Origin of the sequence: Enterococcus sp. AZ103 (assembly GCF_051714685.1) — a bacterium.
Taxonomy (GTDB): domain Bacteria; phylum Bacillota; class Bacilli; order Lactobacillales; family Enterococcaceae; genus Enterococcus_A; species Enterococcus_A alishanensis.
In genome coordinates this window covers 2,048,272-2,061,100 of record NZ_JBIOSI010000001.1, presented here as the reverse complement: position 1 = coordinate 2,061,100, position 12,829 = coordinate 2,048,272, and the positions used below count along the sequence as shown (strand labels likewise).

The window sequence follows — 12,829 nt, the reverse complement described above, 5'->3', positions numbered from 1 at the left end:
CCATTAGATCATCTTTACAAATATCAGATACTTTTATATGATTAAAAAAAATAGTAAGGGGTATCTTATGATCTATTTTGGTTTTTTTCTTTTTTTGTTACTAGCGTTTAATTTCTTTTTTAGAGCAATAAACTTTTTTATAAAAATTAATAAAATAGCTTATTCTGAAAATACGACTCACTCTTTCAAGTGCACTAACTGCAGTCAATCCTATAAATTAACAGGACCAGAAGCGAAAAAATTAGCAAAGGGTTCTATAAAAACTTCTAAATCATCGCCAAAAAGCAGATCTGTATTTTATTCTTTTACTTGCCCTAAATGCGGTGCTTATTCAAAACAAGAAAAATTGTTTGATGTGAATCGCTCAAAATTTTTAGGTAATTTAAGGGTTCAGGCAGATTACAATCAGGTGCCACTCATAGTTGATTTCTTACTCAAAGGAGTCTTACCAATTATTATAATTTTTCCTTTTCTATCTCTTTTTACTAGATAATATATTTTCAGATATACTTGAATCCGTAAAAGGCTGAGTTAGCTGACTATTGATTAATGATAAGCAATAATTTATTTTTGGAAATAAAAAAGGTTAGGAGACTATCGAATGAAAAAAAAGCGAATTTTTATTATCCTTATCTCCTTTCTATTTAAGTTATATATGGTAAATTTGTTTACAATTGGCTTCGCTCTAGGTATTTATATACGGATAAATAGAACAGGAATTATTAATTCAACAAACGAATTTGTTTTTCTTGTGATCGGGATGGCGATCTGTTGTTTATTTACTACTTTTTTATTTTTGACTTTATATGAAAAATTTCATATTCAAAAAGAATTAACTGAAAAATGGTTACTTGAAAAATCAAAAAGTATTATCTCAACAATTACTTTATTTATCGCGGTTTTTTCTAAATTTGCAAATCTAACTTTAGTTGACGATTCTGCTGCCACTTTTGTATCAATGCTTTTTAGTTTCGAGACATTTTCAGTCCTTCTTGGTTTCTTAACTCTTTCAACAAATATGATTTATTTATTCAAATATGATTTAACGAAAGAATAAATATATTTTACTATTTCCGTAATATTGGTGGTTAGCGGACTAATCATCAAACAATACATTTTTATCTGCTTGTAACACGATGCAATATTTCTTACCAGATAAATTGATGTTGCACCAGCCACCATCTAAGGCTTCAAATATAATTACTTTGTCATAATCTTCTGGCTTCAATCGTTTCAGTAGATCGTTGATTGTCATTCTAATATCCCTCTTCCTCATTTCAGCTATCTTTTTCGTGTAACAACTGTTATCAAATATTTCTAAAAAACAAAAAAATTGAAAATGTTGATATGGAAGGCTTATAACGCTTGTTCTTTAAATATTCAAACTTAAGTCTTTGTAAATTAACTTATTGAATCTATAATCTAAACAACCTAATAAATATTTTTTTCAAATTTATTTTTATTTTTTTGAACTATCACAGCTCCTCCTTTAGCAGCCAGTCTTCCCCCTGGCTGTTTTTTGATTCCACAATATCCGTCGTTAACTGAATAAGGATTTATGGGACAAGAATTTTTAATTTTGAGAATTTTTTCTCTGGTCAACTAGTCTTATTCTGAATTACATAATTAAACCAATTTTCTTTTTTTTAATATAGGCGTATACTAAAAACCAAAAAGGAGCATTCTCATGATTTCTTTTACTATGAATTTATTAGTCTTACTACTCCCTATAACTTATTTGCTTCACTGCTTTGAGGAATTTATCTTTCCTGGAGGCTTTATTAACTGGTATCATTCTTTTCGACCTTTTTTATCCAAACAAAGTTCTCAATACTATATTAAAGTCAATTTGATAGGATTTAGTATAATATTACTAATTTCTTTTAGCGTTTTCTTTTTTCATACATCCTATAATTCTTTTTTAATAGCTTCGACTTTTTTGGCTTGTAATGCAATTTTCACTCATATTGTTGGTGCTATACAAACTCATAAATACTCTCCTGGAATTTTCACAGGATGTATATTATACATACCCATTTGCGTTCTTGGATATTTTCTAGCATTTCATACACACCAAATTATGCTGAGCGATTTAATTTCTGATTTAATACTGGGGTCATTATATGAAATATGGAATATACGAAAAAATATCAAGAAAAAAAGACTTAATGAAACTATCTAAAAACTCTATAGTTTATAGATAGTTTTTTTCCGCTATTTCTTTCTTTTGCGGAAAAGCTTTAGCAAACTTAATGATCATGAAAGATTATACCTTTGTAGTAATGTTCTTCTTTTTTATACGGTTTTAGTTCTAAAAAAATTCCAAAACTTTTAGCTTTTTCTATAGCCTCTGAATCTTTTGATTCAAAAACAATATCTTTGACTTGAACCCCTTGAATAACTTTACAGATGTATTTACGTTTAAACATCACTTTTTCTCCTTTGATTAATAATTTTCCGCAATATCTTCCAACTACTGACTCAGCTATATCCGTCGTTTATGGAATCCTCGTAATTTTATAATCAAGTAATTGAAATATTTCTTCGAGCTCTTTATCCCAACTTTTAGGCAATATGAAAGAAAAATCCTTTCCATCTAGAATTTCTTTCATAGATTCTTTGATTTTTCCTTTTTCAAATTCGTCATTACTTCGTTTATATAATTGATACTGAGTTCTTAAATATGGTAATGGAGTATGATTCATTTCCGACTCTCTCCCTATTCTCATTTGATATTTCGTTTATAATCTATTGAATATATCTACCATTTGCGAGATTAGTTCTGAAAGGAAAAAATGGATAAATAAAGTAACTACGACACTTATAAAAATGTAGATTAAAAAATATAAAAGTATCACCTTGGCATGTTCCAGTTTAGATATATCAGAATTTTTTTGGAATTTTAATCCGCCTAAATCTAATCCAGTAACATAAGTGAGTCTACAGAACAGAAAAATAAGCAATACTACACTAATAGTAATAAACTTATAGTTTGGAGTGCTAGAAGGTATTCCAAAATAGAACATTGCTATTGAGATTATAATTCCTGTAGTTGTTCCTAACTGTAATATGTGTCCTAGATTATAGTTATCAGAATCTTTATCTTTCTCATTTTTACCTTCATCACTTGTTTTCTCTGTATCATTATCAGATTCATTAACCAAAATTATTCACCTCTTTTATTCCGCAAAATGTTTCTATTACGGAATTTTATTAAACTAATAACCTCACTCAAAATTTGCTCAACAAATTCCAAACACATCTCAACTCTATAGTTTTACTTATATTTATTTCATATAGATTTGCCAGTACCTAATAAAAATTGATATTTACATAACAAATTTTTTGTTATAAAATTTTATTAAAAAGGGGTGAGATTATTTATTGGAAAAGATTAAAGATTTATTAAATGTGTATAGAGATCATTTTTTTGTTTTTGTGTTTATTCTCTTTTTATCAGGTATTTTGAGTGATGCATTTAAGGAAGTAGTTAATATAAACTATTCTTTAACCACTATATCTGGAATCATTTTCATTCTTTTTGATCTAATTTTTTTATTACTTTTACTTATTACCGGCGCTTTATTTTTAAATAAAAATCAAAAAGACTAACTATCTGATCAAATTCAGATGGTTTTTTTTCGCTTATAAAATTCGTAAAATCTTTCGTTAACCGAATAATGATAGCTGGCCACTTGGTTCATAATTGCACCATAAAACTTCTTGCCTGCTAGCACCAGATTCCGCTTTACTATTGAATGACAATTTATACCAGCTGCTGAGTTTTCGATTGTACAAATCATTATCATATCCGGATAAAATGACTAATCCTTCGAAATTGCATAGAACATCTAATAGTTCTATATGATCTTTATCTGAGTATTCACATGCATATAGTCTCTTCGACCTGGTACTTAATAAGTAAGGCGGATCAACATATGTCAGCACACCTTTTCGGTTATACCTGGTTAATAATTTCGTAGCATCCTGCTGCTCAATTTGTACGCCCTTCAACCGAAAAGCTACTTCCTCAATTCTTTCCCAAACTCCTGCCCATTCGCCAGCTGTATTTGGACCATTAGGATTAATGATTGATCGCCATCCTGTTTTGTCACTTGTTTTCGCACCTATCGCTTGCCAGCATCTAACCATTAATCTTCTAGCGTCTTCGATTGGATCACTGCTCACTTCATAGCTGTTTAAATATTCTTCACGACTATGGGGTGTTAGTAGAATTTTCTGAATTAGATTATCCGGATAATCCCGACACACTTTGAAAAAATTTACTATTCGAGAATCAACATCATTTATCGTTTCAACCTTTGCAGCTGGTTTATTAAAAAACACTGCGCCAGATCCAAAAAAAGGTTCTACATAAGTTTCGTGTTCTGGCATAATTTGAATAATTGTACTGGCCATGTTCCATTTACTACCTGGATAATTTAAAATTCTTTGCAAATAATCACCTCCTAAAGTCAGTAAAATCTTCCTTTTGCGGATTATCCTAAATATTTTTCATGCGTCATCTTAAAATCGGTTAATGACGTATCTATATATTCTAATGTTGTATTGATATCGTTGTGTCCAAGAAAAATCCTAACTCTATCAATTTCCATTCCTCGCCTTAACGCTAAAGTTGCAGCAGTTCTTCTAAATTTGTGAGGGTGAGCATGATCCACACCGGCTCTAACAGCAATCCTTTTAATTAAGCGTTGGATACCGCTAGAGGTCATTTGCTTTTGCTTAAAACCCATTAAAATTGGACCAATTTGATGCTTAGCCTTAGCAAGATAATTATCAATGGCAACCTTGGCTTTAGCATTGACATAAACTCGCCGCTCTTTATTTCCTTTTCCGATAACAGTAATACTGCCTGCCAATCGGTCATAGTTACTGATTCGTAAAGAAACTAATTCTGACACTCTACAACCTGTGGACAGCAATAATTCTATTACCACTTTTTCTTTAAGCGTCTCTGCAGCATTTCTCATTAACTCAATTTCCACATTGGTAAAAGCTTTTTTGAGTCTTTTTTCAACCTTGATACTTTCAACTCTCAAACCAGGATTCTTACTGATATATTCTTCTTCAAAAAGCCACTTATAGAATCGGCATATTGCGCCACGTTCACGATCCAGTGTCGCTGAAGAAAGATTATCCTGCATACTGCGTCTGGCAATATACATCCTAATGTCTTGAGTTTTAATTTCAGCAAAAGGTTTTCTCACAGCCCTCATAAACCGGTCAATCGTAGTCTTGTATAAATTGAGGGTCCCTGTAGATAATCCCTGCAGCTTTTTGCTGACAAAATACTGTTTATACGCTGCTAAATCTGAGGTTTCATCATATATAATCACTTCATTTTTTGACTCTTCAATCCGATATTTATTTAAATTTAAAGTCAAAATAACTTTCAATTGTTTTAACTGACTGACTTCTAACTCGGAATCCATCTGACGGACAACGGCATCAATAAATCTTTCTGTCGCTTCCACAAAATTTCCTCCTCCTAATTTTTTAGATTATTCAAGTTCAATCATATTTTTAAACGGAACAACTGTTTTTCCTTTATGCTCAACTGTCAGATGATCGTCAACTTCATCAGTTGCTGTAATAATGACTAGCGCACTATTTTTGTAAATCTGCTCAACAATGCCAAAAAAAGGATGAGTCCACTTACAATCTTTTCTAGGGTTACAAATATACTTTTTACCGACTTCAATTTTTCCTTTTTTCTTTACACGCTTTTTAGGCTCAACAGTATGCAAAGCGCCATGTCGGTATTTATTAGTTTCAACTTCAGTTATCATTTATCCACCACCATTCATATGACTTAAACTTTGATTATTTTTTAATTCGTCAAGATTTTCTTTAGCTTTATTTCTCCAAAATTCATAAGTTAATTTATTTAATCTCTTAAACTCGTATTTTTTTGGATACGCGACAAGATAAAACATTATCATGAATTTTTTAAATGCCCATTCTGTATCCTCTATTGCTGCCTTTTTTAGAGAATTCAATGTACAAGTCAGGCATTCTTGAAAATTTATTGGCAAGAAACTAACTATTTCTGTTGCCAATTGAACATCACTAATTTCCGTATCAATCATTCACCATTACCCCCATATCAATTAATTTTTGTCTTGCTTCTGCAGAAACCTCTTCTTCAGTTTTTGGATGTGCAATATGATCAGGTAGTTGTTCCTGACGATAGGCATTTTTATGGCTACTTTTAGTTTGTTTATTTTTTTTAGCTTTTTCTACGCTATCAATACCTTTACTATCCCAATCTTTAAAAATTGCATTTACATATGGCTTAACACCCCTCATGTCAACTGATTGCGCATAAGCTAATTCAATAGCGTGAATAACCATCTCGTTTGGCCAAGAATTGCACCATTGTAAAATAGCATCTTGAAGTACACTGTTTAGTGGACGTTGTTTTCCCCAAAATTCATTTGCAACTCTGATTGGAGATCGTTCATTATGATTATCTTTTTTGTTTTTATTTACTTTACTTTGGTTTACTTTACTTTGTGCATTAATGTCATCATTAACTCCTGTTGCTTGTGTATTAATGTTGTCATTAATGACGTACTGTGTAGGTTTTTGAGATTTCCTTCTTTTTGTCGCCTCAAAATAGGTTGCCTGGATTGTTTCACTGGTCAGGACCTTAGCCGAGTTAAACAGCGATTCATTAAAAAATCCCCATGTAACCAAGCGGTTGACAACTTGATCTAACAAATCCTTACTGGTTCCTGGTAGTCTTTTCAAAAGTTTTGCTTTAGTCAGATCATTCCATACAACGAAGTATCCTTTTTCGTATACCGCGCATAACAGTTTGATGACCGCTAACTCACCTTTGATACCAAATTCGCCAGCAATTGCTTCTATTTTTTCATCCTCAAAGATATGGACGTCCAGAGGGAAATAATCAAGACCGCTTTTAGTAGGCCTTGCCAATATTGCACCTCCTCATAAAAAGGGAGTTTCCTCCCTCAAATTAAAACGGTAAGTCATCGTCACTGATATCTATTTTCCCCGAAAAGTCACCATTACCAAAACTTCTATTATCAGACATAGGATCTATTCCAGGGAAAGACTGTTGTGTTCCTGGTTGACCGTTTGGTTTTTTAACACCATTTGGTTTACTTCCTTCAGGATCAGTTTTTTGATAACCTTTTACTTCTAAGTGCCACTTTCCACTATAATCACTAAATTTCCAATCGACGATAATGTTTAGACGTTTACCCTTCATCGCAGTAACCAGTTGGTTAATACTTTCAATTGGCGTACCATCAGGCACACCGATTGCGGCTAAAACAGTGTTAAAACGTTTAACTGAAAGTTCAGTAGCACTATGGTCCCAAACCAAATTGTCATATAAAACTTTCCCACCAATATATTTTCCATCTTCGACTTCATAATTTAAAACAGCCATATCATTTTTTGTTTCTTTGGTTAGTTTATGTTCTGAATCAGGTAGAATTTTTACGTTATAACTACCCGCTTCCTCAATTGATTTACCTAAAGTGTTTTGCGAATCTGTTACAAATAAAGCCATTTAAATTACCTCTTCCTTTTTATAATTTACTAATTCATTAGCTTTGATAAGTTTTCTATCATCTAAACGATTTTTAGCATGATTCCCGTTTTCTGGGTCTAGATCAATTAGACGTTTACCGCCATCAATATAAATTCTTCCAACTACATCAAACATGGACGTAAAGGCATTGAATGTCTTCTCGTTCATGTCAGCAGCATATCTACCTTTACCATCCAACCCACTAGCACCATTATCTACCTGGTGTGCAGTAGCATAGATTGTTTTGTTGCTTTCTCTTAGCCTTATGCCTAGTTGTCTAAACCAAAGTTGTAATTTCTGATAGTTTTGACGGCCGTCTTTAGATGCCCCATCAATATTTTCTAATACTAGATTTTGTAATGCTGTCATATTATCCAAGATAATAATGTCATAATCCGGTTTAATAAGAGCACCGAATACCCATTTTTCAACTAGAGATTGGATACTTGGTGCATCGTTAGTTTCTAGTTGTACTACTGATGTATCCTTTTCTCCTCGAATGACATTCGTTGATAAATCAAAACTGAACAGCATCTTATTTCCTGTAAACTGCTTCGTTAGGGATGTTTTACCTGTCCCGCCGTCACCATAGATGAAATACATATTTGCTTGTTCAGGTATTGTTCCATTAGGATAAAATTTCATTTTGAATCTCCACCTTTTTAAATTCAATACCTTGTTCTGTCATATACTGATTAAGTTCATGTAATTTTGATTTAGTTCCGCTGATTTCAAGAGTGAATTTTAAAATTTTATCTTTTACAAATTCGTTAACTACTTCGCCCGTATCAGAATCGATAACCTTTTCGCCTACAGCTTTCTGACGATCTTTTTCAAGCTGTTCCATTGCATCGCGATATTCTTTATCTGCTGCTATTTGACGCTCTTTTTCTACTTCATCACGCTTCTTTTGTTCCACAGCCTGCTTCATCCGTTCTAAGACATCATTTACACTGTCACCTTGAACTATAAGGTTTTCCCATGCATACGGCTCTAGCCCATTTAATTCGGCAAAGGTTTGAACAGTTTTTTTGTCCCCTTCAATACGAGATTTTTCTAAAGCAATAAAACCAAGCTTATCAGCAATAGCTTTTACTGTTTTACTATTTACTTCTCCCATTTTTGTATAATTTGTCTTGTTCAACCAAGAAGGATCAATCTCAAGTTCATCAGTAGTCACGTTGTAATTTGGTAACATCTCATTGATTGTTTCTAATAAAACTACTTCTCTAGTCTGCTTTTCTCGTTCTTCAAAATCTTGTATGCCTTGATCAATATCATTTTTGACTTGATCAATTTGTGATACATATGCCTTGATACGATCCTCAAATACTTTTAAAGGTTCATTGTATTTTTTCTTTACGTCTTTTCTTTGATCTTCAAGAATCTTGCGAACTTTATTTAGTGATGCCTTTGCTGTTTTTGCTTCAGGCACATTTGCATCGGTAAATATTAAATTTCCGTATGTGGTTACTAATTTAAAAACGCTATCTGCTAGCTTCTCTTCATTTTCAATAATAATTTCGCTAGGTGTATAACTAACACCTACTTGTAATTCAGTTGATGGTTCTGTAGTTTCCATGATATAATCTCCTTAATTAGATTGTTTTGACTTACTTATGCTTGCCGGCTAGTGAGTCTTTTTTTTGTGTCGTATGATACCTCTGTGTAAATAAGCCATATTCCAACCGCAATGATTGAACCAGTGATTTTAAGCCAAACAGGCATATTACCACTTAACCAAGCTCCGCCCATGAATGCAGCTAACAAAAGTCCGGACCATCGTAACAAATATATTTTTTTCATTATTTGCCCTCCTGTTTAAAATTAACTACGTTATCACTCATATCTTTTATTTTTTTTCTTTTCTTTTCTTCAGATATTAAGGTACTAAAATCTTTGCCTGCATTCTCAATTAAAAATCGTTTTACCTCGTACTTACTCACTAATTTTCGAGAACTATATTTTGTCGTTTTTATTAATCCTAGTTGTTCCAAAATATAAACATTTTCTTTAGATGTTCTGAACTCTTTAGCAATTTCAGGTAATGTAAAAACTAACATTTAATCATCCCTCTCTCTCGTTTCAGCAACCCTAATTACTTCCCTACCATCAAAACAGTAACGATCACAAACAGAAGAAAATACAGCAATTTCGGCTGAGATTTCATCTTTCAACTCCAAAAGCCAATCGAAAATATCATTTCTTTCATCTTTTGAAACTTCGTCATATGGAATAGAAAGTAAATCCCAAATTTCATATTTTTTTTCTTTTTCGATTCGTTCCATCTCTTCTTTATCTTGACCAACCATCTTTGATAACGGATGACTATCTCGTCTTTTACGATTTAGCGGTTTAGGCGTATGCACTAATTCGGCTGCAACATCAAAGTCAATCTCAGATTTCCCTAAGTAATCAGCAATACTAATCACTCGATCAAGTCCCATCGCTCGCCTTCCATTTAACATATGACTTAATAATTGTGGAGAAACATTGATGTCTTTTGCCATGTCTTTTTGATTCAAGTGCTGGTTGTCAACTTCATCTCGAAATAAAGTCGCTATTTGTTTCTCGCTCGTAGAAACAACCATTTTCATCACTCCTTTTGTATTTTTTTAATGCTATTTATAGCAGTCTAAGTGCCATAAAATGTAATTTAGAATGAATACATTGCTTCTATCAATTCTCGATTCAGTTCCTTTTGAACTTCTTCAACCATACGGTCAAGTTGTTCATCATTAACACATAGGATAATGTGCTTCATGTTTGGTCGTGCGTCGATAATAATGTTGATCTTTGTTTCTCGAGTCATTTCTTGATTCATCAGACCACCTCCTTGTCATTCAACTCATTTTTGTAGTTAAAAGCTGTAAAAAAAATTTCTTCTTTGGGAATATCAAAGATATCTTCTAAATGTTGCATTTGTGCTGGCTTGGGATTCGTACGCCCGATTTCCCATGAACTAATAGTTTTTTGAGAAACATTCAGAAGTGTAGCTAATTGTTTTTGAGAAACCTCCTGGTTCATGCGTACTTCGCTTAGCTTATTATTCATCATTATCACCTCTCTTTTACTACCTTATGTAGTAATAATATACTACGAAACATAGTAAGTCAATATTTTTACTACTTTTTTTTGTAAACAAACATTAGTTCTTTTTATACTACAAATTGTAGTATATACTTTTATTTATTAGGAGGGTTTGAATTGTTAAATAATCGAATTAAGAGTCTACGAAAAGAAATGGGTTGGACACAAAATGATTTAGCCACTAAAATTAATGTTTCTCAGCAAACAATTGGTAGTTGGGAAGTAGGACGTGCCGAACCAAATAGTGAGGTTTTAATAAAACTATCCGAATTATTCGGAGTTACAGTAGATTATCTATTAGGAAAAACAGATAAAAAACAAATAATTAACGAAGACAATAAAAAAGAATATACGGCTACTGATCTAGATAAGATGTTAGATAATGCTATGAGTTTCGACGGGGAACCTATGAGTGACCATGACCGAGAAGTTATTCGTGCATATCTTAAAGGGAAATACGGCAAATAAGAGAGGCGCAATATGAATGATGTGAAGGCACTTCTCGAAAAATACGGAATTAAATTAATATATCTAGATATGGAATCATCAGGCTTTTATCTTCCTGAAGAAAAAACCATTTTCGTCTGCGATACAATGAGTGATCTTGAAAAAATAAAAGTAATTCTACATGAGGTTGGTCACGGCGCGCTACATGAGGATTTAAAAGAACTTTATAAAAAATAGTCTTTTTCACTCCAAAATGGAATACGAAGCCGAATGTTTCATGATTACTGAACTTGTAAAAATTTATATTTCATTGGCTGATATTGATATACATCAATTTAATTTTATGATATTTATCGAGCAAAACGATCTAGGTATTGAATATGAAGGATTAATTAAACAAGTCGCTTACGAATATGCGTATAAACAATCTTATGGGTAGTTAAAATATTTTATATAGAAAGAAGGATTTAGAAATGAAAAAAATTGTTGCTTTGTTGATGGTATTATTTACAGGATTCATAGGGTTTTCTAGCATCGCTAATGCAAGTGATAGTTACTCATATAAAGATAGAGTTTATGAAACTCCCGAAAAAAAAATATGAAATTACAAAAGTCGAAAAAAGTAAAAATTATAAAAACGAACCCATAGTTTACATTATTGTAAAATTAACTAATAAGTCTAAAGAGAAAGAAAATATTTTTTCTTCTCTAGTTGAGGGATGTACTATCCAACAAGATACTGGAGATACAACAGAAGATTTACCTAGTGCATATATTGACGAAGAAAAATCCCCATACAAAAATCAAATAAAAATGTCCCATAAAGATTTAAAACCTGGTAAAACAGTTGAAGCTGCACTGGCTTTACAATTGGTTGATGAAAATAGTCCCTTGATTTTTGAATTCGTGAATGGTGAGTATGAAGAAATTGGAACTGAAACAATTGATATAAATAATGGTTCTGCTATTAACGAAACTAACTCGATATCTAGTTCGTCATCATCAGAGAAAAAGATAACAGCTTCATCAACAAAGAAAGAAAAAAAATCAAATAAAAATAGAAAAAAATCGTCTAATAAGAAAAAATCGTCAAAAAAGAAATCGATTTTTGATAACCAAACACCTCCAGAGACTGGAAATGCTGACCTAGATTCTAAGATTTCTGAACTTAGTCAACAGTATGATGAATTAACAAAACGAGCAAATGCATTTGCGAAAGACCCTTCTTCGTTTACTGAAGATGCTAAATTACAGTTTTTACAGGATGAAAGTACTACTATCGCTACTTTTAATGAAGTTACAGAGCAATTAGATACCCTAGATAACGATGATACTTCAAGTAAATCTATGAAGGTCTTAATTTATATTCAAAATAAAAACTCAGATTTACTCGAAGCAGTTAGTAAACTACCTGAAGAGTAAATTAGAGTTTGGATAGAGAATATTAAACTAAGGTGGTGATACAAATGCTAGATAAAGAAATTGAAAAAAATGCTCATGATGTAGCACTTGTTTTTTTACAGCAAGCTAATTTAGATCATAAATCTGCAACTCAAGTTGCAGAAAGTTATTTTCAAGCAAAAAAAGACATTGAGAAGGTTCTAAAAGAAAAAGAAAAATTGTCTAAAGAATAATATTTAAGTTTTACGCTCCCCATCTGGTGTCCCCGGTTCAATTCCGGCCTGGGAATTAAAAATTGATAAAAAT

26 protein-coding genes are annotated in these 12,829 nt (G+C 32.1%); 9 read left to right on the top strand and 17 right to left on the bottom strand.

Going from position 1 to position 12,829, the window contains the following annotated elements:
- Nucleotides 1–67 precede the first annotated feature (67 nt).
- Nucleotides 68–493 carry a hypothetical protein gene (locus ID741_RS10385; RefSeq protein WP_438719912.1) on the top strand — a complete coding sequence of 142 codons (426 nt, stop codon included), beginning with the start codon at nucleotides 68–70 and terminating at the stop codon, nucleotides 491–493.
- Nucleotides 494–601: 108 nt separating this feature from the next.
- A complete protein-coding gene (locus tag ID741_RS10380; protein ID WP_438719911.1) occupies nucleotides 602–1,057 on the top strand; it encodes a hypothetical protein in 456 nt (151 codons plus the stop codon).
- Nucleotides 1,058–1,096: 39 nt separating this feature from the next.
- Here the strand turns inward: ID741_RS10380 and ID741_RS10375 are convergent, their stop codons facing one another.
- A complete protein-coding gene (locus ID741_RS10375; RefSeq protein WP_438719910.1) occupies nucleotides 1,097–1,255 on the bottom strand; it encodes a hypothetical protein in 159 nt (52 codons plus the stop codon).
- A gap of 432 nt (nucleotides 1,256–1,687) precedes the next feature.
- On the opposite strand from ID741_RS10375, the gene ID741_RS10370 reads away from it, so the two are divergent.
- Nucleotides 1,688–2,182, top strand: coding sequence for an HXXEE domain-containing protein (locus tag ID741_RS10370; RefSeq protein ID WP_438719909.1), 495 nt, complete (start codon nucleotides 1,688–1,690; stop codon nucleotides 2,180–2,182).
- A 67-nt stretch (nucleotides 2,183–2,249) separates the two neighbouring features.
- Here ID741_RS10370 and ID741_RS10365 read toward each other — a convergent pair whose 3' ends face one another.
- From ID741_RS10365 to ID741_RS10355, 3 genes are all read right to left on the bottom strand, one after another.
- A complete protein-coding gene (locus ID741_RS10365) occupies nucleotides 2,250–2,429 on the bottom strand; it encodes a hypothetical protein (RefSeq protein WP_438719346.1) in 180 nt (59 codons plus the stop codon).
- Nucleotides 2,430–2,498: 69 nt separating this feature from the next.
- On the bottom strand, nucleotides 2,499–2,705 hold the full coding sequence (locus tag ID741_RS10360; protein ID WP_438719908.1) for a hypothetical protein: 207 nt from the start codon (nucleotides 2,703–2,705) through the stop codon (nucleotides 2,499–2,501).
- Nucleotides 2,706–2,741: 36 nt separating this feature from the next.
- Nucleotides 2,742–3,164, bottom strand: a complete 423-nt coding sequence (locus ID741_RS10355) for a hypothetical protein (protein WP_438719907.1) — start codon at nucleotides 3,162–3,164, stop codon at nucleotides 2,742–2,744.
- A gap of 220 nt (nucleotides 3,165–3,384) precedes the next feature.
- Here ID741_RS10355 and ID741_RS10350 point away from each other — a divergent pair, with 220 nt between their 5' ends.
- Nucleotides 3,385–3,612, top strand: a complete 228-nt coding sequence (locus ID741_RS10350) for a hypothetical protein (protein WP_438719906.1) — start codon at nucleotides 3,385–3,387, stop codon at nucleotides 3,610–3,612.
- Between the two features lie 57 nt (nucleotides 3,613–3,669).
- Here ID741_RS10350 and ID741_RS10345 read toward each other — a convergent pair whose 3' ends face one another.
- The 13 genes from ID741_RS10345 to ID741_RS10285 form a co-directional block, all read right to left on the bottom strand.
- Nucleotides 3,670–4,458: a DNA adenine methylase gene (locus ID741_RS10345; RefSeq protein WP_438719348.1), complete on the bottom strand. Its 789-nt coding sequence runs from the start codon at nucleotides 4,456–4,458 to the stop codon at nucleotides 3,670–3,672.
- A 41-nt stretch (nucleotides 4,459–4,499) separates the two neighbouring features.
- On the bottom strand, nucleotides 4,500–5,495 hold the full coding sequence (locus ID741_RS10340; protein ID WP_438719905.1) for a tyrosine-type recombinase/integrase: 996 nt from the start codon (nucleotides 5,493–5,495) through the stop codon (nucleotides 4,500–4,502).
- A 27-nt stretch (nucleotides 5,496–5,522) separates the two neighbouring features.
- On the bottom strand, nucleotides 5,523–5,810 hold the full coding sequence (locus ID741_RS10335; protein WP_438719904.1) for a hypothetical protein: 288 nt from the start codon (nucleotides 5,808–5,810) through the stop codon (nucleotides 5,523–5,525).
- Nucleotides 5,811–6,110, bottom strand: coding sequence for a hypothetical protein (locus ID741_RS10330; RefSeq protein ID WP_438719903.1), 300 nt, complete (start codon nucleotides 6,108–6,110; stop codon nucleotides 5,811–5,813).
- The gene (locus ID741_RS10325) at nucleotides 6,103–6,963 is read right to left on the bottom strand and encodes a Lin1244/Lin1753 domain-containing protein (RefSeq protein WP_438719902.1); all 861 of its coding nucleotides are present in this window, start codon (nucleotides 6,961–6,963) and stop codon (nucleotides 6,103–6,105) included. The genes ID741_RS10330 and ID741_RS10325 overlap by 8 nt, the downstream gene beginning before the upstream one ends.
- A gap of 40 nt (nucleotides 6,964–7,003) precedes the next feature.
- Complete coding sequence (locus tag ID741_RS10320) at nucleotides 7,004–7,564, bottom strand: DUF669 domain-containing protein (RefSeq protein WP_438719901.1); 561 nt, start codon at nucleotides 7,562–7,564, stop codon at nucleotides 7,004–7,006.
- Entirely contained in the window at nucleotides 7,565–8,230 is a 666-nt protein-coding gene (locus ID741_RS10315; RefSeq protein WP_438719900.1) for an AAA family ATPase, read from the bottom strand.
- Nucleotides 8,214–9,167, bottom strand: coding sequence for a DUF1351 domain-containing protein (locus ID741_RS10310; RefSeq protein WP_438719899.1), 954 nt, complete (start codon nucleotides 9,165–9,167; stop codon nucleotides 8,214–8,216). The genes ID741_RS10315 and ID741_RS10310 overlap by 17 nt, the downstream gene beginning before the upstream one ends.
- Nucleotides 9,168–9,202: 35 nt before the next feature.
- Complete coding sequence (locus tag ID741_RS10305) at nucleotides 9,203–9,391, bottom strand: hypothetical protein (protein ID WP_438719898.1); 189 nt, start codon at nucleotides 9,389–9,391, stop codon at nucleotides 9,203–9,205.
- The gene (locus ID741_RS10300; protein ID WP_438719896.1) at nucleotides 9,391–9,648 is read right to left on the bottom strand and encodes a hypothetical protein; all 258 of its coding nucleotides are present in this window, start codon (nucleotides 9,646–9,648) and stop codon (nucleotides 9,391–9,393) included. The genes ID741_RS10305 and ID741_RS10300 overlap by 1 nt, the downstream gene beginning before the upstream one ends.
- Nucleotides 9,649–10,176, bottom strand: coding sequence for a helix-turn-helix domain-containing protein (locus ID741_RS10295; RefSeq protein ID WP_438719895.1), 528 nt, complete (start codon nucleotides 10,174–10,176; stop codon nucleotides 9,649–9,651).
- A gap of 65 nt (nucleotides 10,177–10,241) precedes the next feature.
- On the bottom strand, nucleotides 10,242–10,409 hold the full coding sequence (locus ID741_RS10290; RefSeq protein WP_438720478.1) for a hypothetical protein: 168 nt from the start codon (nucleotides 10,407–10,409) through the stop codon (nucleotides 10,242–10,244).
- The gene (locus tag ID741_RS10285) at nucleotides 10,409–10,639 is read right to left on the bottom strand and encodes a helix-turn-helix transcriptional regulator (protein WP_438719894.1); all 231 of its coding nucleotides are present in this window, start codon (nucleotides 10,637–10,639) and stop codon (nucleotides 10,409–10,411) included. The genes ID741_RS10290 and ID741_RS10285 overlap by 1 nt, the downstream gene beginning before the upstream one ends.
- A 153-nt stretch (nucleotides 10,640–10,792) precedes the next feature.
- Here ID741_RS10285 and ID741_RS10280 point away from each other — a divergent pair, with 153 nt between their 5' ends.
- The 5 genes from ID741_RS10280 (at nucleotide 10,793) to ID741_RS10260 (ending at nucleotide 12,756) form a co-directional block, all read left to right on the top strand.
- Nucleotides 10,793–11,143 (top strand): helix-turn-helix domain-containing protein, encoded by a 351-nt coding sequence (locus ID741_RS10280; protein WP_438719893.1) that lies wholly within the window; start codon nucleotides 10,793–10,795, stop codon nucleotides 11,141–11,143.
- 12 nt (nucleotides 11,144–11,155) lie between these two features.
- On the top strand, nucleotides 11,156–11,359 hold the full coding sequence (locus ID741_RS10275) for an ImmA/IrrE family metallo-endopeptidase (protein WP_438719892.1): 204 nt from the start codon (nucleotides 11,156–11,158) through the stop codon (nucleotides 11,357–11,359).
- A gap of 236 nt (nucleotides 11,360–11,595) precedes the next feature.
- A complete protein-coding gene (locus ID741_RS10270) occupies nucleotides 11,596–11,724 on the top strand; it encodes a hypothetical protein (RefSeq protein WP_438719891.1) in 129 nt (42 codons plus the stop codon).
- A complete protein-coding gene (locus ID741_RS10265; RefSeq protein ID WP_438719890.1) occupies nucleotides 11,699–12,544 on the top strand; it encodes a DUF5067 domain-containing protein in 846 nt (281 codons plus the stop codon). Before ID741_RS10270 ends, ID741_RS10265 begins: the two co-directional genes overlap by 26 nt.
- A gap of 44 nt (nucleotides 12,545–12,588) precedes the next feature.
- Nucleotides 12,589–12,756: a hypothetical protein gene (locus ID741_RS10260; RefSeq protein WP_438719889.1), complete on the top strand. Its 168-nt coding sequence runs from the start codon at nucleotides 12,589–12,591 to the stop codon at nucleotides 12,754–12,756.
- Nucleotides 12,757–12,829 lie beyond the last annotated feature (73 nt).

Bases quoted from the DNA above. Each gene is read 5' to 3' on its own strand.
- ID741_RS10385 (WP_438719912.1), top strand. From the start codon at position 68: ATGATCTATTTTGGTTTTTTTCTTTTTTTGTTACTAGCGTTTAATTTC.
- ID741_RS10380 (WP_438719911.1), top strand. From the start codon at position 602: ATGAAAAAAAAGCGAATTTTTATTATCCTTATCTCCTTTCTATTTAAG.
- ID741_RS10375 (WP_438719910.1), bottom strand. From the start codon at position 1,255: ATGACAATCAACGATCTACTGAAACGATTGAAGCCAGAAGATTATGAC.
- ID741_RS10370 (WP_438719909.1), top strand. From the start codon at position 1,688: ATGATTTCTTTTACTATGAATTTATTAGTCTTACTACTCCCTATAACT.
- ID741_RS10365 (WP_438719346.1), bottom strand. From the start codon at position 2,429: ATGTTTAAACGTAAATACATCTGTAAAGTTATTCAAGGGGTTCAAGTC.
- ID741_RS10360 (WP_438719908.1), bottom strand. From the start codon at position 2,705: ATGAATCATACTCCATTACCATATTTAAGAACTCAGTATCAATTATAT.
- ID741_RS10335 (WP_438719904.1), bottom strand. From the start codon at position 5,810: ATGATAACTGAAGTTGAAACTAATAAATACCGACATGGCGCTTTGCAT.
- ID741_RS10330 (WP_438719903.1), bottom strand. From the start codon at position 6,110: ATGATTGATACGGAAATTAGTGATGTTCAATTGGCAACAGAAATAGTT.
- ID741_RS10320 (WP_438719901.1), bottom strand. From the start codon at position 7,564: ATGGCTTTATTTGTAACAGATTCGCAAAACACTTTAGGTAAATCAATT.
- ID741_RS10315 (WP_438719900.1), bottom strand. From the start codon at position 8,230: ATGAAATTTTATCCTAATGGAACAATACCTGAACAAGCAAATATGTAT.
- ID741_RS10310 (WP_438719899.1), bottom strand. From the start codon at position 9,167: ATGGAAACTACAGAACCATCAACTGAATTACAAGTAGGTGTTAGTTAT.
- ID741_RS10305 (WP_438719898.1), bottom strand. From the start codon at position 9,391: ATGAAAAAAATATATTTGTTACGATGGTCCGGACTTTTGTTAGCTGCA.
- ID741_RS10300 (WP_438719896.1), bottom strand. From the start codon at position 9,648: ATGTTAGTTTTTACATTACCTGAAATTGCTAAAGAGTTCAGAACATCT.
- ID741_RS10295 (WP_438719895.1), bottom strand. From the start codon at position 10,176: ATGGTTGTTTCTACGAGCGAGAAACAAATAGCGACTTTATTTCGAGAT.
- ID741_RS10290 (WP_438720478.1), bottom strand. From the start codon at position 10,409: ATGAATCAAGAAATGACTCGAGAAACAAAGATCAACATTATTATCGAC.
- ID741_RS10285 (WP_438719894.1), bottom strand. From the start codon at position 10,639: ATGAATAATAAGCTAAGCGAAGTACGCATGAACCAGGAGGTTTCTCAA.
- ID741_RS10275 (WP_438719892.1), top strand. From the start codon at position 11,156: ATGAATGATGTGAAGGCACTTCTCGAAAAATACGGAATTAAATTAATA.
- ID741_RS10270 (WP_438719891.1), top strand. From the start codon at position 11,596: ATGAAAAAAATTGTTGCTTTGTTGATGGTATTATTTACAGGATTCATA.
- ID741_RS10265 (WP_438719890.1), top strand. From the start codon at position 11,699: ATGAAACTCCCGAAAAAAAAATATGAAATTACAAAAGTCGAAAAAAGT.
- ID741_RS10260 (WP_438719889.1), top strand. From the start codon at position 12,589: ATGCTAGATAAAGAAATTGAAAAAAATGCTCATGATGTAGCACTTGTT.